The organism is Rhizomicrobium sp. (assembly GCA_037200385.1).
In the GTDB taxonomy this organism is placed as follows: Bacteria; Pseudomonadota; Alphaproteobacteria; order Micropepsales; family Micropepsaceae; genus Rhizomicrobium.
This window is the reverse complement of record JBBCGL010000001.1, coordinates 78326-99612: the sequence shown is the minus strand read 5'-3', so window position 1 is coordinate 99612 and position 21287 is coordinate 78326. Positions and strand designations below refer to the sequence as shown.

Below are 21287 nucleotides of genomic sequence, written 5' to 3'. Positions count from 1 at the left end.
CTCTCTTACGGGTTGGATGGCGGGCATGGGCTGGTCGCCGTCGGGATGCAGACATCCGGCTCGGCAGCGCTGCCGCCGAAGCCGGTCACCTCGACCGAGATCACCGATTGATGCTGCGCCGCCAGCTTCTTCACCACGGCCGCCGCCTCCGTGGCCGCATTGCTAGCCGTGGTCAGCGCCAGATTTGTGACAGGCTTCGGCGGCAAGCCGAAAGCCTTGCCCTGCACTTGGATATTGGCGGCATTCACGATCTGCAGCGCGGCGAGATAGGCATTGCCGGAGACGCGTACGCCGGCCTCTCCCGCATCAATGATGCCGAGCGGTGCGACCAGAAAGACGTCGCCCGGCGGCACTTGCGGAATGGGCGCCAGCGTGCCGATGCCCGCGCCCTGGCTCGGAACGGTCGGCGACAGGGTGATGTTGCCAAGATCGTCATAGCTCAGGAGCGGCGGGCTGTAGACCACGGCGGTCTTGGCGCCGCGGCCCGCATTGATGTCGCCGGTCGCCGACCAGATCGTGATGTCGCCACCGAACGTGGTGAAGACGCGGCTCTGGCCGAGCTCGACGCTGCCGAGGCTGTAGATGCCGATATTGCCGGAACCTTGCGTGATCACGCCGGCGGTCGGTGCCGGTGTCGGGCCCTCCACGCCGATGGTCGTGAACCCGCCCGGCGTCAGGATCGAGACGTCGCCGCCGAATTCGCTGCGGATTCCCGAGCCGCCATACATCGTTATGGCGCCGTCGTAACTGCCGGACGCGGGGAACAGCGTGGCGATGGCCGTGCGGCCGCGGACATAGCTCTGGAACAGCGGATTCGACGGGTCGTTGTACTCGACGTCCGCCTGGTTGAGTTCGTTGAAGAACGCCTGGCGCAGGAACACGTCCTGCTGCGGCTGCGACAAGGCATTGAAGAACGCCATCTCGTCCGCTTCCGTTCCGGCATAGCCATAGCTGCTCTTGAGCCATGCGTAGAGCTGGTCCTGGTAGGTCTGGACCACTTTCCCCTGGTTCTGCGGGAAGTCGAGCGGATAGGCGGGATCGGCCTGTTTGGCGGGGTCGAGATAAAGCGCCTTGAAGGCCGCATAGTCGGGCCCGTTCGCTCCCTGTCCCGCCACGACAGCGACATTCGCGCCGCCAGACACGGAGCCGGATTGTCCATACCAGAGGCCGGTGCTGGTGAAGCTGCTGCTGCTGGCGCCTTGCGTGAAGCCGAACACCGGGTCGGCAACAAATTGCGGCGCCTGCGGCCGCGTTCCCATGAAGATATTGCCCTGCGCGCTCACCGCCAGCGTGCCAGGCCCGCCGATCGCGACATCGGGAAAGATGATATTGCCGCCGGCCGCGATGATCGAAACGTCATTCGGCTTGTCGTTACCCAGTTGGCCGGTCAGATAATCGATGTCGCCGCCCGCCACGATATCCGTCGGCTTGGCCATGATATTGAGGCCGAGACTGGTGATGTCACCCGTTGCCGCATAGATGCGGTTGGGAACAGCGTCGCCCGCATGAACGTCGCTCGTGGGAACGTCGGATTCGAAGGCGAAAGGATTGAGATAATAGGAATTCGCCAAGCCCGACGGATCGGCCGGCCGGAACGGATTGGGCAGATCGTTGGGGCCGGCGCCGGCGCCGGACATGGCAAAGCTGAAATCGGGGAATTGTCCATAGGAGGTCTGGGCCGTGCCATCGGCATTCAGCAGGCCCTGTCCCTGAATCGAGCCTGCGGCAAGGAGCTGGAGTTCGCCATTGGGCGACGGCGCAAGCTCGACGACCTCTTGGTTGTAGTTGCCGAGATTGCTGGTCCCGCGCAGCAGGATGTCGCCATTCGCCGCGACCACGGAGTAGCTGCCCGGCGCCATATAGGCGGAGAGCAAACCGCCGCTCAGCAGGACATTGGCATCCTGGAGTTGGCCGATCACGGCCGGACTGACATTGCCGCCAGCGGACACCATGGCGATTGCCGTCTGCGGCGTCCAAAGGGAGAAGTAGCTGTCGGGCGCCGCAGCGACGGTGCCGGCTTGGGGTCCGGAATAGAAGATCGCCTCCGGCGTGCTGACCGAATTGAGATAGCCGGGATTGGCTTCGCCGGTCACCACGAGATCGCCGCGCGTGTCGATATTCGCAGCCGCATCGCCTTGAACGACCGTGAAGCCCATGGGAAGGCCGGCCCCGTCGAACTGCGGCGTCTGGTAGGCGTAAAGTTCGCTCGGCAAAGCACCTTGGGCGTTCGAGCCGGGATTCGCGAGGTCGCCGACGGTCTGGGCGTTCACAGCGATGGTGCCGCGGGTGTCGGTGACCGTGCCGAAGACGTCGCCGTCCGCCTTCACCGTGAGCAGACCGCCGCCGGTCTCCATGATCGCACCGCCGGTGACGACGTTGCCGGAATGCGTGACAGCGGTGACGCGCCCGGTGCTCGCGACGGCCGCATTGAGATAAAGGATGTTGTTGCCCGACAGGATGGTGGCATTGCCGCCACCCAGCGTGCCGATGCCGGTGAATCCGACCAGCTGCGGTCCGGCACCCTCGGGCGTTATGCTGCCGGGGTTGTTGACATAGGTGCCGAAATTGATCCACCACGCCGCGGGCTGCCCGGTGTCCGCGCCACCCTGCGTCCAAAGCCAATTGCCGACATTGTTGCTCGCCGGCGTGGTGAAGACCCCCCCTAAGGTGACCGGCGCCGGCGATACGATGTCGCCCTGTGCTTTCAGCAGCAGATCGCCGCCGCTCTGCGGATAGTAGGCGCGCTGCGCTTCGACCGCGGCTTCGAAGAGCTGCACCTGGTCCGCATCGATACTCGGATAGGACAACTGCCACTGGGCATTGTTGTCATACCAGTCGCCGAGGATCGTGCCGGAGCCGTCCGAAGAGCGGCTGCGTGGAATGTCGAAAGCGTTCACCATCTCCGGCTGGCCGGGCAGGTTCAGGCCGTCCGGACCCAGCGGATTGACGATCATTTGGTTCACGTCGGGCGACTGCGTGCCCGCCGTATAGACGCCATAGGGCGACTGCTCGCTGAAATCGCCGCCTGCCAGCAATTCGAGGTCGCCGGTGCCCGTGCGCAGCACGCTGAAGCCGGCCGTATCCTGCTCGCCGTAGAAGCTCCAGTTGAGGGCCAGCGCGACCGAGGGATCGTTGAGCGTGATGTTGCCGGCTTGCGAAGCGGGCGCGGCCGCCAGGGCCGCCTTGGTCTGCAGCGCGCGCGTGTCTGCGGCTTGCAGGTCGGCGCCGGCGGCGAACCGCATCGACCATGAGAGCGATCCCGGCGCCAGCATCTGCGCCGCCGCGGGAAGCGCCGTGACCACGGAGATGCTCTGCGTGCCGGTCGACGACGTGATCGTTTCGACGCCGTCTGGCGTATCGACCGTCGTGGTCGTGGAGCCCACCGGCGTGCCGGGCGCGGCGTGCTGCGACACGGTGGAGAGCACCCGCGACGACGACCCCGTGAACAAGACCGTGCCCTCGCTTTGTCCGGCAATCGCGATCACCGTTCCGGCGGCAAAGGTGGTACCGCCATAGCCATTCGCGGTGAAGTAGCCGATCTGGTCGCCGGGATTGAAGGTATGGCCGGTGACGTTGTCCTTGACCTGACCAGAGACGACCGTGGCGTCGCTGCAGAACGCGCCGCAATAGCCGGGGAAATAGAACCAGCCACCGCCGGAATTCACGCGGGTCCCGACGGCGTCGTTCGGCGTGGGCAGGTTGATGAACGTGAAGGAGTTCGCCAATGCCACGCCGTCCTCCAGCGCGGCTTCGGTCGCAATGGCGGTGGTGACCGTCGTGAGGAATTCTTCCTCGATGATCGGCACCTCCGGACCGGGCTGGAATCCGTCGCTGATATTGCCCTGTATATTGAGACTGCCGCCGGCACGGAAGATCACCGCACCCGGCTCGCCGGATCCGTAGATGCCGGTCTGCTGGCTGTTCGGATTGACGCTGGCATAGCGGAAGCCCGAGAAGTCCAGGTCGCCGACCGTGGTCAAATTACCGTCCGGCGTGGCGCTGTCGATCTCCACGCCGGGGCGCAGATGGAACGCGTCGCGATAGGCCGAAAGCCCCTGGATCCGGTTCATGAGATCCGGATTGGCGAGAGCCGCGTTGATGAACTGCCGGTTGCGCGCGTCGACCTGGTCGAGGCCGACATATCCGGCATCGTCGCCGGTCACGGCCACCGGCGCGCCGCCCGGATCGAGATTGTCCTGGATGATGCTGCCATTCGCATCGGTCGGGACATATGTCCAGAAGGCATTCACGGCGATGTTCTGCGCGCCCTTGATCGTCACCGGTCCCGCCGCCGAGATGCGGGCGTCGCCGCCGGTCTCGCTGTCGCGGCCGACGTTGATCTCGACGTCGCCTTGCGGCGCCGCCTCCGGCGAACTCACATCGATCGCCGCATGCGGCATGAGCGTCAGGGTACCGTTGTCGGAGGTCAGCTCGACATGGGCCCGGTTCTCGGCATCGATGGGATTGCCGTAGCTGTCCTTCTGCAGCACCGTGCCATGGGCGTCGAGCAGGCTGTTCGAACCCAGCGTCAGGTCGTCGGCCGCCGTCAGCCGGATCGTTCCCGGCGCCGGGCCCGAGGCGTCGACAAGGCCGTTCACCGTCAGGCTGCCGCCGTCCAGCGCGATCTCCACGTCGGACGCCTTGACCGTTCCCGCGATGACGAGATCGCCGCGCCGCAGGTCGAATGCCCGGCCGCCCGTGAAGCCGCCCGCGTCGAGCCTGCCGTTCACGTCGGCGAAGCCGGCATCGAGCGCCGCGGTGCCGAGCGTCTGTGCGTCGATGGTGGCGAAGCCGCCGGCATGGGCCGCCATGCCTGCTCCGGCGATCGAAGCGCCGCGCAGCGTGCCGTCCAGCGACACATTGCCGGCGTCGGCGCCGATGGCCTGAACGGTCACGCTCCCGGCGGTATTGTTCTGCGCCGAGACGTCGATGACGGATCCCACGGCCTGGCTGATATTGCCGTCCGCGCTGAGCAGAGAGAGATCGCCGCCCCAGCTATATTCGACGGTATCGAGGATCGGAATCGTCTGGCCGGAGAGATCGATGCGAGCCCCGGCGCCCAGCGCAATGTCGCCCTGGGCGGTCATCACGACCTTGCCGCTGTTGGCGACGATCGTGCTCGATACGTCGATCGCATGGCCGGAGAGATCGATCTCCGCGCCCAGGGCGTTCGGTGTCGCTGCGCTCGGCGCGGTCCCGGCCGGCGCCTCCAGCGTGAGCGTGCCACTCGCCGCATAATCCGCCACCGAACCGGCCGTGCCGGTCAGCAGCGGCGTGACGAGATCGAGATCCGCCGCCGAACCGTCGGCCTGGCTGACGGACAGCGAGCCATGGCTGTTCGATACGATGCTGTCGCGCGCGGTGAAGGTGACGTTCGCGAAGCCCGAAGCGACACGCGCCGTCGGTGTACTCTCCTCGAACTGCCCCTGCCCCGGATCGACGGTGCCGGACGGATAGAATGTGGAAGTCGACAAGGTCTTGAACGTTGCAGGTCCGTAGTAAGCGGTTCCCGGCGTCGCGGAGCCGAAAATGACCTCGTCGGCGGTGACCGCGAGACGCCCCGATCCGGTTCCCGGTCCTCCGGCCACGATGTCCGGCGCCGTCGCGGCGACGTTGGAAACGAACGGCATGCTCCAGATCAGCGTGCCGGCGTTGATGGCAGCCGTGTCGCCGGTCTCGCCCAGGCCGTAGATCGCGGGGGTGTCGATTTCCAGCGTTGCGAGCTTGGTCGTATCGAAATCGACCGTTCCCACCAGGTTCAGCGAGCCCGTCGCCGTGAGCGTCAGGGACTGCAATGCGGGGATATTGGCCGAAGCGTTGCCGGCGAGCAGCGCATTGAGCTCGGCCTGCGTCACCGAAAGGCCCTCCGGCAGCGCGCCTGCGCTTTCGGCGGCGGCCAGCGAATCCGCGGTTCCGATGTTGATCTCGGGCGCCGAGAGCGAAAGCCCCTTGCCGCCGATCAGGGCGCCGGAGTCGATATTGAGGTCGCTCGTGTCGAAATAGAGGGTGTCCTGTGCGATCGCCGTGCCGCCCGCGTCGACGAAGATCGAACCTCTCGCGTCGGAAAGGATCAGGTTGCCGCGCGCGTTCACTCCCGCGCCGCTTTCGATCGTGAGGTTGGGATGTTCGTTCAGCACGCCCGAGCCCGAATAGCCGGTGAACAGCGCGATTCCGTCGCCCGTCAGATAGGCGCCGGCGCGGACGGTGATGTCGCCCGCTCCATTGTTCCCTCCGACATCGGCATTGATGACCAGGTTCGGCGTGTTCAGTGCCGCGAGATCGCCGGTGCGCAGGCTGAGTTCGCCCTGCGTCGGTGTTCCGTCGTCGGCGATGATCTCGATGGGAACCATGCCGCTGATGCTGATGGTCGTGCCCCCGTCCTGCCCACCCTTGGCAGGGGCGAAGAGAGCCGTCCCGTCGAAGGTGAAGTTGAACTGCGGATTGCCGACATTGCCATACAGGAACGAAAGCGAGCCCGCATCCGCGAGGAATCGCGGCGTGATGACCGAGAACGGCAGCTTGACCTGGTCCGTTCCGGTCTGCGCGATCTGGTTCAGCAGCGTCGCGGTATAGGTGGTCTGGTCGTATTGCGAGTAGTCGAGCACCGCTTTGCCGGAGCTGATGACGATCTGGGTCGGCATGTCGGCCTTGATCGCGGTATTGGCGACGCCGGTGTAGCCGTCCACCAGGTAGCTGCCGTTGTTCAGCGCCGTCGCGCCGGAAGCGGCGCCCTTGGCCGGCCCCTGGAGCTCGACGCGATAGGCGCCGGGCAGCAGCGCATAGTTGGACGGCAGCAGGGTATAGGTGCCCGCAGGCAGGCCCGGCACGCCCTCCGGGATCGTGATCTGCTGGCCGACACCGGGCGCCGGATCGGGCGATCCATCGATCGTGCCGCCCGAGGCGGGCGCATAACCGGGCTGCGCCCCCGGCATGATGGCATAGACCTGGTTGGCGCTGTTGGTGCTGTAGGTTCCGGCCGTCGGATTGAACGTCAGGAACGGATTGAGCAGCGTATCCACCGAGCCGCCGCGGCCGCTGATGAAGCTCTTGCCCTGGAATTCCCCGCCGCCCGACACGTCGATGACGGCGCCTTTTTCGACGTCGAGATCCTGTTCCGCGCCGCTGTAGAAGTTCGCACCGATCGAGACGCCGACGGGCAGAACGACGTCGGCCAACGGCACGCCGTTGATGGTATAGTTGAGGTCGTCCGTCGTCCCACCGAAAGGCAGCAGGATGCCTGCGGCGCTCGTCGAGGTCAGGCTGCCTGGCTGGAGGTCGACGCTGCTGACCAGCGCCGCGCCGCTGGCGCTGAACGCGATCACGCCTAGCGGCGCGAAGATCGCGCCGCCCTGCTCGATCGTGCTCCCGGTCAGGGTCATCGTGGTGAAATAGCTGTCCGGGATCTGCGTGTCCGCGCTCGCGCCGTAATTGTGGATCGCCAGATCCCCGGTCGCCGTGACGCTGTCCTTCGCGGTGTAGATGATCGGCGCGCCGCCGCTGCCGCCGGGCTTGCTGACGAGGGTCGGAAGCCCATAGATCCGCGCGGCGGTCAGTGCGAGATCGCCGCTGGCGGACAGCGTGCTCTGATAGTTGTAGCTGGCCGAGGGCGCGAGGAAGCGAATGTCGCCCTGGCTTACGAGATCGACGGTGGCGAAACCTCCGAACCTTTCGGATTCGCCGAGCTCGATGAGACCGCCGCTCGTGTTCGGATCGCGCGAGGCGGCCGTGACGGTGAAGCTTCCCGCGTCGCTTGCGGACCCGATCGCGGCGCCGTGCGGCGCGTAGTGATAATCCCCCGCGGATACGAAGAGACCCGGCAGCAGCGCGACATAGGGCGCCGAAACATTGACCGCCGCGCCGGTCGTGGTATCCGAGAAACCACCGGCCAGCGAAAGGCTCCGCCCGACGTTCAGGTCGACGTCGCCGTCGAACAGCAAGCCGCCATTACCTTCGAGATAGACGCTGTCGAAGCCGCCCGTTGCGATCTGGGCGACGCTGACGCGCCCATGGCCGACCACCAGCGACGGATCGGCGGTTCCGGCCGCCAAATCATCGGGAAGCGTTCCCGCCGGCGTCTCCTGCGAGACGGTGAGGACTCGCGAAGACTGATCGTCCAACGGCACGTTGTCCGGCCCGGTCAGGGTCTTGATGCTATAGACCGGCGTCGACATCGTCACCGACAGAAGACCGCCCGCGGCGCCAGCGCCACCCGCGCGGGCCGTGGCGTCGCCATCATTGTAGATGCCGCTGAAGGACGTCAGCGTGATCGCCCCGCCATTGCTCGCGACAGGCTGCGGCAGCAAATCGCCCGTGCCGAAGGACGTCGCGTCCTGCGACGGGAATAGCACCAGATCGGCGCTGGCGCCGTCGGCGTCGAGCACCGCGCCGGGGCGGATGACGACGAATGCGGACGTGCTGGCCGTTCCGGTATTGCCCAGCACGATCGATCCACCGTCGGTCACGGTGCCGTAGGTCTGGCCTGCATGGTTGACCGCCGTGACCGCCTGGCCGGAGACATCGATGTCGCCGGCGATCCAGATCGAAAGGCCGTCGACGTCGGGCGTCGTATAGGAGTTGTCGCCGTTGATGAAGCTCAGCGGCATCGTGTTGGTGACCGTGACCTTCCCGGCATGGGCGGTCAGGTCGCCCGAGACCGTGATCTGCCCGGGCGAAGACAGCGTGATCGCCTGCTTGGGATCGACGGTGATGCCGCCGCCGGCGCCGATCAGGATGGTGCTGCGGTTGTATTCGTATTGGACGGGCAGCGGAAACGACGGGAAGACGGAGGCGGGCAGCACGGTGCCGCCTTCCAATCCGAAATAGGCATTGGCCGTCCAATCGCCGCCCGGGATCGAGTAGCCCGCCGGTATCGTGTCGCCTGCGCGGAAGTAATAGTCGTTCCCTTGCGGATCCTGGGCGTGCATGTAGTTCAGGCCGACGTAGAACGGATCATTTGGGATCGTCCAATCCGCCTTCAGCGTGATACCGGTGCCGCCGATGCTGGCGACGCTCGTGATGCTCACCGGCAATGGCGTGCCGGGGACGTAGTCTTCGTACAGGCCCTGTCGAGCGGCAATGGACGCCGTCTGCAGCGTGATGCTGGCGCCCGGCCGCTGGGTGATGGTGCTCTTGACAGGATTGTCGAGATAAAGCGGTTGCAGCCCGACGGCGAAGGCCGCCAGCGGATCGCTGCCGGTGGGCGTCATGATCGTCGCCGCCGTCACCTGGTAGGTCGGCTCGGTGACGTTCACCTGCGTTCCCGGCGTGATCGTGATGTTGCCGAGATTGGTGAGCGTGTAGTTCGAGAATCCCTGTGCGAAGAAGTCGGGCTTCAACTGCAAGGGCGCGCGCACCGTGACGTCGGCCGGCAAAAGGCTTCCCAGCGGAATATCCGTACCCGGAGCATAGGTGACGTCCGAGCCGAGAACGGTGCCGGCGGCATAGGTCGTGTTCACGGGCGTCGGCGGGATCGCCAGTCCGTGCGGGAATACATCGGCGGGCAGGACATAGCCTGCCGGAATGCTGCCATAGCCGCCCCAGAGGATGGCACCGGCCGGTATGATTTGGCCGGTCGTCCAGGACCTGTTGTAATTTGCGGAATCGATCGTGTAGAGGATGCCCGCGCCCGGCGGCACCGTCCAAGGCGCAGCGAGGACGATGCTGGTCGGCCCCGGCGCGCTGCCGCCAGGCGGAACGAGCGACACGGGCATCGCCATGCCCGGCGCGACCACGGAGATGACCGACGTTTGGGTCAGCGCCAGCGGCAAGGGCTGGCCCGCCTTGATCGTCAGCGACTGGTCCAGCGTGAGACCGGCCGGCGCCGCGGTACCGGCGGCAAGCGTCGAGCCGTTCACGACCGTCGTGTTGCTGACGATCAGATCCTGCGGAAACTGTAAAGTCAGCGCACCGCCGGTCGATCCGACCGAGCGCAGCGTTCCATCGATCGTCAGTGGCGCGTCGAAATTGGATACCACGCCCGTCGTGCTGCTCAGGAAATCGTATTGATCGGCGAGCAAGCTGATGTCGCCGCCCTTGCCGGCCGTCGCGGCGCCCGACGCCGATACGAAGCCGCCTCCCGACGCATCGATGACGCTGCCGGCGGCAAGGGTGATGCCGTTTATCGCGGTCAGCGAGACGCCGCCGCCATTGACGAACGCTTCGCCGGCCAGATCCGAAGGGTCGAGGAACGCGTTGGTGAACAGGCCCCTCGTGTCGATGGTCGCGCCGGCCTCCAGCGTGACGTCCACCCCGCCTTGCGGCTTCAGCGTGACGGCGCGCAGCACGCCGCCATTGATGGAAACGCTGCCGGCACGCGCCGTGACGTCCGCCGCGATGTCGGCGGTCGACGCGTTGACGATCAGGCTGCCGCCGGGCGCTAGGGTCAGCGGCGCGGTGATCGCGAAATCGCCGACCGTATTGATGCTGAGGCCGCCGAGCCCATCCGCATCGAGCGCGCCGGCATCGAGCCAGACCGTATCGAGCCGATCGCCGGGAACAAGCGACGCCGCGTCGAGGCTGCCCGCCAAGCCCGGCTGACCGGTTCCCACCACCACATCGGTCCCGGCGGGATTGAAGCCGCCGTTGAGCACGCTATCCAACGTCGTGTCGATCGCGAGCCGCCCGGGCAATGCGGCGACGTTCTGCGGAACGCCGTAGCCGTCGGCCACGCCCGCGGCGCGCTGTTTCACCTGGCCCGAGCCGGTGACGACGCCGGCGGCGATCTGGCCTTCGAATATCGCTGTCGGCGTGTCGATGATGAGCGTGCCCGCATCGCGGCCGTCGATATAGCCGGGCTCGTAGAGCTGCGATGGCGTGAGCAGTCCCTGGGAATAGTTGTCGGTTGTGACCCAGCGGCCGTGGTCGACCTGGAAGGTGTTGCCGAGCGCAGCGTACTGGATATCGGCCGGTGCGGTGTCGAGATTGTAGAAATTGCCGTCCGACCCGAGCAGCCACGTCGTGTTGACATACCCGCCCTGGTAGTCGATCGCGCCGCCCGAAAGATTGAATATGGCGTCGGGCTGCACGACGACATCGCCGGCGAAAGCCGAGACCGGCACCGGCGTGCCGTCGCGAAAATCGGCCAGCGGCCGCGACGGGTCGGACTGGACGGGAAGCCCGCTCGACAAGGTGATCGTTCCGCCTTCCGCCGTCCACTCGCCGATCGTATGGCCCGTATTGGCGAGCCAGCCCGACACTTCGAGCAGGCCGCCGGCGGTGTAGTACCGGTCCGTGGCATATCCGTCGGTGCCGGCCGGCACCAGGATGAGGTCGCGCGTGTCGACATAGACGTCGCCGTTCTTCAGGTCGCCGGCGTCGCGGTTGACCGGCGCGTCGCGCAGCTCGTTGCCCTGTATGTTGACCGTGATGATGTTGCCGGACACCGGCAGCAGGACGTCCAGCGAGCCCGACACGTCGAGATTGGCTGCGCTCTCCACCAGAGTGCGCGTGACGCCGGAAACGGCGATCTGTCCGCCCTGCGCCATCGTCAGCGAGCCGCCTTTGAAGTCGGCGACACCACCGGTCACGATCTCGACGCGCGATTGGTCCTCGCGGTCCGCCAGCAGGCTCAGATCGTCGAATTCGCCGAAGCGGTAAGAGCGGCCGCTGTCGGTTCCGGCATCGGCGATCAGCTGGAACAGGTAGGGATTCGAATAGTCGCGCAGCCCATCCTGCTTGGTGGAATTGGTTATCAGCGTCGCGCGCTGCGAATCAAGCGCCGTGGTCGTGTCGCTGAGATCGGGCTGGATCGTCGTCAGGCTGTCCGCCGTCAGGGTGACGCTGCTGGTCGCATCTTCTTGAGACGTCAGAAGATGGATCGTTCCCCGCGCCGCCACGGACGTCGTCGCGAAGGCAACACCGTCCTGCAGGACCATCTGTCCCGCCATCGTGATGTCGCCCGTGGTCGCCTCCAGCAGGCCGGTATTGCTCACCGTGCCGCTGCCGGAATTGGCATCGAGCGTGTAGGCGACCTCGTTGCCGCGCGTGGTCGACGTCGTGTTGTTGTCGGCGATGGAGCCTGCGGCGCTGCCGGTCGAAAAGCCCGGGCGGATGTAGAAGTTGTCGCCGGCGGCTAGCGTCACTTGACCATCAGGCGTCGCGATCGTTCCGGCATTGCTTACGTTCGCCCCAAGCAGAAGGACGAAGCCGCCGCCAGCCGTCACCGAAGCCGGCGCGGCCGTGGTGATTTGCGCTCCTGCTTGCACGACGACTGCGCCGCCAGAGCCGGTGAAGGCGGGCGTGTAATCGTAATACACGCCACTGCTTGGATCCGAGACGCTCGTGACCGGACTATAGAGACCGTAGGTCGAGAACTGCGCGGCAAAGGCCGCCGGGTCGTCCTGGATGTCGGGCGTACCGTAATTGGCGGCAGCCGCGACGAGGCTGTGGACGTTGACCTGCGCGGTTCCGCCGAAGATCACCCCGTTGCGATTGAGCACATATACCGAGCCCGGTGCGTTGATCTGGCCGAGGATCTGCGAAGGCCGCGCATTGGGATCGTTGACCTTGTTGATCGCCACCCAGGTCGACTGGTCCTTGCCGGAGGTGTCCTTCTGGACGAAGTTCACCGTCGTCTTGGCGCCGACATTGAACGTCTGCCAGTTCAGCAGCGCTTGCGACTGGTGCTGCGTGATCGTGACCGTGGTCTGCCCGTTCGCGGCAGTCTGCGTCGGCTGGTCGGCGCCCGACCAATAGAGCGGGCTGTAGCCCGGCGCATTGGGATCGGCGGCACGCGGATCGACCTGCAATCCGCCACTGCCCAGGCCGTTGGGCACGGTCGAGCTCGCCGCCTGGGCGGCGGCACGGGCACTTGCCTGGGCCGTCAGCGTCGCCTGGAGGCGCGCCGCGGCCTCGTTGAGATTGGCGGTGGTGCGCGCCTGCTGTGCCGCAACCTGTTGCGGCGTCGTCACGACGCCGGAAATGGTCGGTGCCGGCGTCGTCGGATTGACCTGCACGGCTGCACCTCCGACGCGCTCGCTCAGGGGACCGGCATAGGCGTTGTCGCCCATCACCAGGGCAAGGACGCTCGAGCTTGCGAGCAGGAACGCTCTGGCGTTCGGAAGGCGGATCGGGTTCATGACGTCCTCGCGGAGATGGCGGTATGGGTCGGGCGATGGCCCTTGGGATGCGTGGCGATCACGGCCGCGGCGCTCCCACTGGCTGTGCGTAAACGGATGACGGGCGTTGGGGCGTTGCAGACCTGCCGAAGGCCGCTCCCATGCGGATGGCCGTGCCGGCATGGCTGAATATGCCGACCCGGTTGGGTTCGGCATTGCCGACGACGGCGGCGATCGCGGCGGATGGGCCGCCAGCCGCCGATGCCTGTTGCAGCTGGCGATTGAGGCAATCGAGCGGTGGCCGTCGCTGCCCCTCGACCTCGACCTCGACGCAGGATTGCTGCGCCAGGGCCGGATGTCCCAGGAGACCAACGCAAGCGAAAAGGAGAACGGCAAGACGCGTCGCCGTCCCACGATGCGGCCGGTGCGGCGCGCCGGCGGCGGGCCGGCGCTGTGGCGTGCCGTACAGTTCCGTCATACTGCGCGGAGGAAGGGCCATGAGGAGCAATCCCGACCAACCCGCACGCGGCATCTGCGCGGACATGTCCATCACCCGTTCATCGATTGCTGGCGAACGCGACACAGGCCTGTGCCCTCAGAAACGGGTGTTGAGGTCGAGCTGGAAAACGTCCACCGAGAAGGGAGGGCCATAGACCGCATCGGCCGACAGCCATTTGGCCGCGAGCCAGCTGTCCTGCGCGACGCCGAGATTGGCGCCGAGGATCCATCCCTTGGAGTTCGTGCCGCCCAGGCGGAAGTCGCTGTCGTTGAAGGCGTCGACGACCGCATCCGGCTCGATATAGGCGTAGGCGAAATTGACGTTCCAGTCCCAGCGATTCCGCATGACCGGCGCGCCGACCTGAAAACGGGCGAGCCAGGCCGTGCTGCCGCTCTTGAAGACGTTTGTGCCGCCGCCGGCGACACAGCTCTGGCCGGGCGCGAGCGACGTGCCCGGCGGCAGGACGCAGGTCTCGTTGTTGTTGGCGAGCCCGCCGACGCCGCCCGCCTCCGCGAGAATGGCGCCGCGGTCGTAGCCGAGATTGTTGGCGTAGTCGCCAGTGAACGTCAGGTGCAGCCTGTCGCTGACCGCATAATCCGCGCGGCCGATGAGGTCGAGCACGTGAAACTGCGACGCGAGGCCGTAATATTCCGGCATCGCACCCGTGGTCGGGTTGGTGATGTCGGGATTGAGCGGGATGTAGGTGTTGCCCTTCTGCGCGAAGCCCGGCTTGGTGAAGTCGGTGAAGCAGAACGCGTCGGTGTAGACGCAGGGCGACGGCGTGCCCTCGGCGTTCTCGAACCAGTAGATCGCCGCATTGCCGGAAATCGTCCAGGACGGCGACGGATTGTAGTCAAGGCCGACCTGGCCGGCGAACAGCCACTTATCGTCGCCATTGCCCGCCTTGAGGTTCGACGGCGCATTCGTCGGATAGTCGTCTGGCGTGTATTGGACCGGGAAGGCGCCGGCGGTGGCGCTGAACGACAAGTCCGCCGCGACCTTGCTCGCATAGCTGGCGGAAATGCCGTCGAGCGCGAGGTCGTCCTGCTTCCATACGATCTCGGTGGAGCGGAACGGATTGTCCATGCGGCCGAAGGTCATGGACAGGCCACCGCCCGTCCATGGCGTCCAGCGCACATAGGCGCGATCCAGCCAGATGTTCTTCTTGCCGAAATCGTTGCCCAGGGTCTGGTTGGTCGAGACGGGTCCGTTGTCGTTGCCGCTCGCCAGACTGATCACCGTGCGGAAATTGTCGTTGATGTCCGCCGCGATGCCGAGGCGGGCGCGGAATTTGAGCAGGTTGCGGTCTTGCGTCGAGTTCAGCACCGGGAACGGACCGCTGTTCTGGTCCACCGGCGAGGAACCGGCATTGATCGCGGGGATGTTGACGAAGGTGTAGGCGTTGCCCTTGTCGAACAGGCGCTCCTCGTCGCGGAAGCGGAAATCGCCGAAGATGCGGATGCGCTTCGTCCAGCTCGGCACCGCCTCGGGCTTGGCATAGCCGCGGGCTTCTTCCTCGGCGAGAACGTCCTCCTTGACCTTCTTTGCGATGTCGGCGCGCACGCTCTCGGGCACATAAGGTACGCGCACCACGCCCGGCGCGACCGGCGTTTCCGCCGCCGGCACGGCGGCCGTCTGCGGCCGCGGTTCCGCGGCGCGAGCCCGCGCGGTGTCCGCCTGCGCCTGTGCGATGATCGCGTCGGCCTGTTTTTGCGTCAGGACGCGCTGGGCGACCAGGGCGCGCACGATGTTGATGGAGAGATTGTCGGACGGCGCCGCATCCTGGGCGATCGCCGCCGCCGGCAACAGCGCGGCGAACAGCGCAAGCGCCGATACGTGACCCAGCATACGCGTGCGGTGGAAATCAACTCGCATGGCATTCCCCTTCGGTGATTGAAACGGCGCGCACCCGGCGCACGTCCTTGTCGATGTGCGAGAGGCTCATAGATGCCTCTCGTCGATGGTGAACTGGATCGGCATCTGCGCGACCACTTCGGGCGACGGCGGCGTGAAGCCGGAAAGACCGTCCAGCACGTGCGCGATCTCGGCATCGTAAGTGTCGACGCCGGTCGGCCGCGTGATCTCGATCTTGGCGATGGTGCCTCGGGCGTTGAACCACAGGCGAACCACCGCGATGAAGTCCTTGTCATGCAGGACGTCGCTGCCCTTGACGGCCGCCATGATGCGGCCCCGCGCATACTGGCCGTAACTCGCCGGCGTTTCGGCGAATCCCGCGAGACCGGCGCCCCTCATGCCGCCGCCGGAGCCGGCACCGATATTGAAGGCGTCGGCCGGACCGGCCTGCGCGGGCGCGTTCTCGGTGATCGCATTGTTCTGTGGCGCCGCCGGCGCGGGCGGCGGCGGTGTGTTGGTCGGCTGCACGATCTGCTCGGGTACGGGCTTGGGCGGCTCGATCGGCTTGGGCGGAGGCGGCGGAGGAGGAGGCTGCTCGACGGGCAAAATCGTCGAGATGGTGCTGGCCTGCCGGATCACACCGGCCTGCTGGCTGGCGAACCACGCTATGGCAAGGACCAGCACGACGAGAACCGCGACCGGACCCGCATAGCGCAGGAACCGGCCGCCGCCGTCGTTGTCCTCATCCGGAGTGAACGCAGCCGTCATCGCCTCAGCTCTTCTGCGGCTTGCCGGTGACGAGACCGACCTTGGTCAGGTCGAGCCGGCGCAGCAGGTCCAGCACCGCGACGACGCGCTGGTATTGGACGGTGCCGTCGCCCTTCACCACGATCGGGAACTCCGGCGTCAACGCCTTCTGCTCGGTCAGCTTGAGATCGAGCTCGTCGAGCGAAACCGGGAACGCCTCGTAGTAGATCTGCCCGTCATTGGCGATCGTGATGGCCTTGGTCTTATCGGCCTCGAGATGGACCGCGGACGACGCCTTGGGCAGATTCACCTTGATGCCCTGGACCTGGGCGGTGGTCATGATGATGAAGATCACGAGCAGGACGAAAGCGAGGTCCAGCATGGGCGTGATGTTGATGTCGTCGTAGCGCTTGCCGCGCGCGGCCTGGATCTGCATGGCTTACTCCGCCGCTTGCGCGCGCGACGCGTCGCGCTGCACTTCGGCCAGCCGCGTGACAAACTGGTCGGCGAAGACCTGCATCTTCGCGGAGACGTCGGCGTTGAGCGTGGAAAGGTAGTTGTAGCCGAACAGCGCCGGGATCGCGACGAAGAGGCCGGTGACGGTGGCGAGCAGGGCGGCAGCGATGCCAGGCGCGATGGCATTGACGTTCACGTCGCCGGCGGCCGCGATCGCGGCGAAGGTGATCATCACGCCGAGGACGGTGCCGAGCAGACCGATGAACGGCCCGCCTGCGATGGCGATCGTGAGAAGGACCATGTGGCGGTCCAGCGCCTGGTTTTCCTCGACCTGCTGACCGTCCAGCGATGCGCGGATCGCGGCCACCGTCTCGCCGGTGAGGGCGCGGCCGCGCAGGTCGCCGCGGGCATGCAGCTCGGCCATGCCGATCCGGTAGACCCGATAGATCGGCGCCGCCTCGATCAGCCGGCGCTTGCCGCCCGGCGCGGCGAGCGCGCCGTCGAGCGCCGTCAGGTTGCTGCCCTGCTCGCGGTAGCGCGCCAGGAACACGCGATTGGCGCGCGCGGCCCGCGCGACATAGTTCCATTTCGTCCACATCACCAGCCATGACAGCACCGCCATCACGGCGAGGACGGCGATCACGACCCAGGCATCCGGCGTAATATTGCGGAAGATGATTCCGAAATAGCCGAAGCCGACGCCGGACGCCTTTTCGTCCGCGCCATATTCCACAAGCGGCGAACCCGCGCGCTGTGCGGCGTAGTCGGCGGCGACCAGCGACGCCGGCCGCGCGGTGGCGGACGTCCGCAACTCGTCGATCTCGCCGGTGAACGCCGTCGAGGGGGTTGTGCCGTCGGCGCCGAGCGTCGCCGTGCCGACCGTGGCCGGCACCGGAGCATTCACGGTCGCGGCCGGCTTGCCATCGACATAAAGCGTCGTCTTGCCGGCATCGCCGACCACGGCGAAGTCGGTCCAGTCGGCCAGCGGCGGCACCGTGGCGTCGACGTGCTGGCCGCCGACTTCGAGATAGGGCACGCCCTGCTTCAGACCCACCACGAGCGCGCCGGCGCCATGCAAGGCATAAAGCACCGCGTTGGCCGCGGGCGCCTTTTCATGCGCCCAGAAAGACAGCGTGAAGCCCGTCGCGGGATTGACCGACGCGGGAAGGCTGACCGGTTGGCCGGTAAACCCGGCGCCGGCACCGATGGCGCCGGCCGCGGCCGTGGCGACACCCGCGATGTCGGCATGCGCGGATGAGCTGTCGCGACCCGGATTGCCACTGACGAAATGATATACGCCGCGATAGGCCGCATCGAACACCTTGACCGGGTCGGCGCCGCTCTGCGCGGTCTTGTTGCCGTAATACATCCAGATCTGGTGTTCGCTGCCGCCCGGCAATTCGGGCATGTCGACCCAGATCATCGCCAGTCCGAGCGCCGAATCGAAGCTCTCGATCTGGTAGTTGAGGACCGTGCGGTCATCGCTGTCGACGAAGCGCAGATCCTGCCCCGCTTTCTGCGCGTCGTCGAAATTGAACCGGCTGGAATCGAGACGTATCAGGACCGGATAGTGCTTGAGCGTGTCGTCGACCGCGGCGGCCTTGCTGTCGACGGTGATCGCCTTGCGGAAGCTCCAGGCATTGTCGAACCAAGCCGATGCCGGGCTGCTGCCGAGAACGGCGGCAGCGATGACGATGAGGATGGTTGCGATCCGGCGGCGCGAATTCATGGACGACCTCGTGTTCATTGCTCAAATCTGGCTGTAGATGCGGAAGTAGAAACGGTCCTCGCCGCTGCGGGTCGCGGAGCTGTCCTTGAGCGCATGTCCCCAATCACCTTCCACGTTGATGAACTTGATGCGGGCTCGGAGCCCGAGCCCCACGCCCAGAAGACTGAAATCGTCCTGCTGTTGCGGCAGCGGCGAGAGCAGCCAGGAGCGGGCCGCGTCCGTGAAGGCGAACAGGCGCAGTTCGTTCAACAGGTCGGCGTCCTTGTCGACGAGAGGCGCGAGCTCGGGCGTGCGGAACTCGATGGCGCTGTGGATGCCGTTGTCGCCCAGCGCCTCGGCCTGGAGATAGCCGCGCACCGAACCGTTGCCGCCGGCGGAGAATTGTTCGTTCGAGATCAACGGCTCGTTGGAGAACTGACCGTCGCTCTCGAGATACAATTGCCAGCCCGACGCGAAGTCGTGCTGCAGATTGGCCGAAGCCCGCAAATAGACGAAATTCGGCAGCGCGCGATAGCGCTTGGCGTCATAGGCGTCGCTGCTGCTCCCCAGTCCGCGGAACGAGAAATTGACGGCCGCGCTGAGGTTGACCAGATCCTGCTCGCCGCGCCACGACGCATTGTATGTGACCGACAGCGGATAGTAGGTGATGGGGGCATCGTTCGACTGTCCGGTGATGGAGACGACGTCGGTGAAATGCTTGAATGCAAACCCCGCTTGCAGCGATTGGGTGTAATCGCCAAGGCTCGGAAGCGGCGCATTGGCCGCCAAGGTGAGCGAATAGCCCCGGCCGATGACGCCCGTGGAACCAACCGTCGTGACATTGCTGTCCGATTTGAGCCCCGTGAGCGACAGGCGGATGTCGCTCTCGGGGACCGGCATCGAATAGCTCAGGACATAGACCGCCGCGTCGTCCATGTGCTGCGGCGCGTAGTCGTAATAGGCCGAGAAGGCGTGGCCGATGCCCCATAGATTGTCGAAGGAGAAATTCGCCTCCAGCCGCAGCGGATGGGTGTCCTGGCTGTAGTTGTTGTTGAGCTCGACACTGCTGTGGATGGGGGGCGAATCCGCGACGGTGAGATCGACGTCGATCGTATCGGCGGCCGATCCCGGTTTCAGCTGCGGCGTCACCTGGACATCGGCGCTGCGGCCGTTGAGCGCCACCAGATCCTTGTTGAGATCCTTGAAGTTCGGCACCTTTCCGCTGCGGGCCGACGGCAGCGCGCGGCGGATATCGGCTTCCCGCGAATAGTGCTGGCCCGAGACGGTAACGGCGCCGATCTTCGCCTCGATCACCCGGATATGGACCACGCCGTCGCGCACATTCTGCGGCGGCAATTGCACGACGACCGCCTGATAGCCTTTGTCGGCATAGAGGGCTTCCAGCGCCGCGCGCGCCTTTTCCGCGTCCCCCGTCGGACGTTGGGGCCCGAGAAAGGGATACACCGTGCGCTCGATCTCGACGGGATCGAGAAGGCTGTTGCCCTCGACCTGATATTCGTTGATGTCGACGAGGCGCGGCGGCGTCGGAACGGCGGCCGGCGGCGCAACCGGAGCTGTCGGCGGCGCAGCCGCGGCTGCCGGCCCATCCTGTGCCTCCGCGTTCCGCGCCGACAGCATCGCGATCGCGCCGATTGCCAGCACGGCCCGCAAGCGAGGCGCGGGCATGCCGCCGAATTTCCTTGTCATTCAACCCCTCGCCCCGGCGCAGCCGCGCACGCAACTCCACAGCCCATCATCGACCGCCGCGTCACCCGCGCCGGCCTGCGCATCCGGATCATCCGGCAGGATCGTCCGCTTATCGCGGCTCGTCCTTTTCATCCGCAGTCGTCACTACTCCAGGCGCACGACGCATCTGCGTCATGGCCTCAAGAATGGGACGTATTGCGCTGCAAGGTTTGGAACGGGATTTTTGTGAACTTTTTGAGTCGCGGCCGCGGGGTACGCCATCAGCTCAGGATGACGATCCCGCCCGGCAGGCGCGTCGCGGCCGCGTCGGCAACCTTGGCGATTTGAGTCAAGGCTTCATCAAGCCTGGCAATACTGAACTCGCCGCTGAAGCGGCTATCTGCAAGTCGAGAGTTGACGATGACTATTTCGCCGGGCCGGTAGCGGTTGAGTTCCGCGATCACCACCGACAACGTGGCATCGTGAAAGATAAGCTGGCCGTTTTGCCATGCCGTAACCACCGTCGGATCGACCGCAGCGGGCGGCAGGAACCTGTTGCCGGATTTCCATGTCTGCTGGCGCGGGCCGATCGCCAGTTGTCCCGCCGGCCCCTCGATACGGACTGAGCCTTCGACACAAGTGACACAGGTTCCGCGGGCATCGGAGCGGACGTCGAAGGTGCCGCGGCGTGTGGTGAAGCGGCTTCCGGCCGCAAACACGCTAAATCGTTGGGCTGAGGCCAGATCCGCCGAGACGATGATCTCGCCAGCGACGAGCTCGATTCCCGGCTGCGCGCTGCCACGCCGCAGCGAAACGCTGCTGCGGGTGTTCAATTCCAGCGAAATGCCTTGTGCCAGCGCGATCCGGCGGCGCTCGCCGGTGGTCGTCCGATAATCCGACGCCAATTCGGCGAGGGACGGCCACAACCCGAGCGAGGACGTTCCGACCGCATAAAGGCCGATGCCGACCGCGGCGCCGCCCGCAATCAAGCCGCGGCGGGTGGACTTTCGCTCCAGAAGAGTCGGGACGAACGCATCCCCTTCCGGGACCGCATGCGCATCGATGAGCTTGTACATCCTCACGGCGGAGGCGAAGGCGTCTTCGTGATCCCGGCTCTGGCCGCGCCAGCGCGCAAGGGCCGACAGGTCGCCGTGGCTGGGCACGCCCGCCACCATCCGTTCGACCCAGGCCAGAGCTTCGCGCTCGACCGGCGTCAGGTCGGGTGCATAGCCACGGTTGCCGCTCAAAGTCCCCATTCTCCCGTCACACCGCCGCTTGCACG

8 protein-coding genes are annotated in these 21287 nt (G+C 66.1%); all 8 read right to left on the bottom strand.

The features are described 5' to 3' along the window. Positions 1–5: 5 nt before the first annotated feature. The 8 genes from WDM91_00310 to WDM91_00275 all read right to left on the bottom strand — a co-directional run bounded on the left by WDM91_00310 (position 6) and on the right by WDM91_00275 (position 21252). Positions 6–13076, bottom strand: a complete 13071-nt coding sequence (locus WDM91_00310) for a filamentous hemagglutinin family protein (protein MEI9993005.1) — start codon at positions 13074–13076, stop codon at positions 6–8. A gap of 58 nt (positions 13077–13134) precedes the next feature. Continuing rightward, the gene (locus tag WDM91_00305) at positions 13135–13605 is read right to left on the bottom strand and encodes a hypothetical protein (protein MEI9993004.1); all 471 of its coding nucleotides are present in this window, start codon (positions 13603–13605) and stop codon (positions 13135–13137) included. A 45-nt stretch (positions 13606–13650) separates the two neighbouring features. Then, positions 13651–15429 (bottom strand): putative porin, encoded by a 1779-nt coding sequence (locus WDM91_00300; protein MEI9993003.1) that lies wholly within the window; start codon positions 15427–15429, stop codon positions 13651–13653. 66 nt (positions 15430–15495) lie between these two features. Beyond that, positions 15496–16176: a TonB C-terminal domain-containing protein gene (locus WDM91_00295; protein ID MEI9993002.1), complete on the bottom strand. Its 681-nt coding sequence runs from the start codon at positions 16174–16176 to the stop codon at positions 15496–15498. Between the two features lie 4 nt (positions 16177–16180). Further along, positions 16181–16591 (bottom strand): biopolymer transporter ExbD, encoded by a 411-nt coding sequence (locus WDM91_00290; protein ID MEI9993001.1) that lies wholly within the window; start codon positions 16589–16591, stop codon positions 16181–16183. 3 nt (positions 16592–16594) lie between these two features. Next, entirely contained in the window at positions 16595–18340 is a 1746-nt protein-coding gene (locus WDM91_00285) for a DUF2341 domain-containing protein (GenBank protein ID MEI9993000.1), read from the bottom strand. A gap of 21 nt (positions 18341–18361) precedes the next feature. Then, on the bottom strand, positions 18362–20005 hold the full coding sequence (locus WDM91_00280) for a ShlB/FhaC/HecB family hemolysin secretion/activation protein (GenBank protein ID MEI9992999.1): 1644 nt from the start codon (positions 20003–20005) through the stop codon (positions 18362–18364). Positions 20006–20286: 281 nt separating this feature from the next. Beyond that, complete coding sequence (locus WDM91_00275; GenBank protein MEI9992998.1) at positions 20287–21252, bottom strand: FecR domain-containing protein; 966 nt, start codon at positions 21250–21252, stop codon at positions 20287–20289. Positions 21253–21287: the final 35 nt, after the last annotated feature.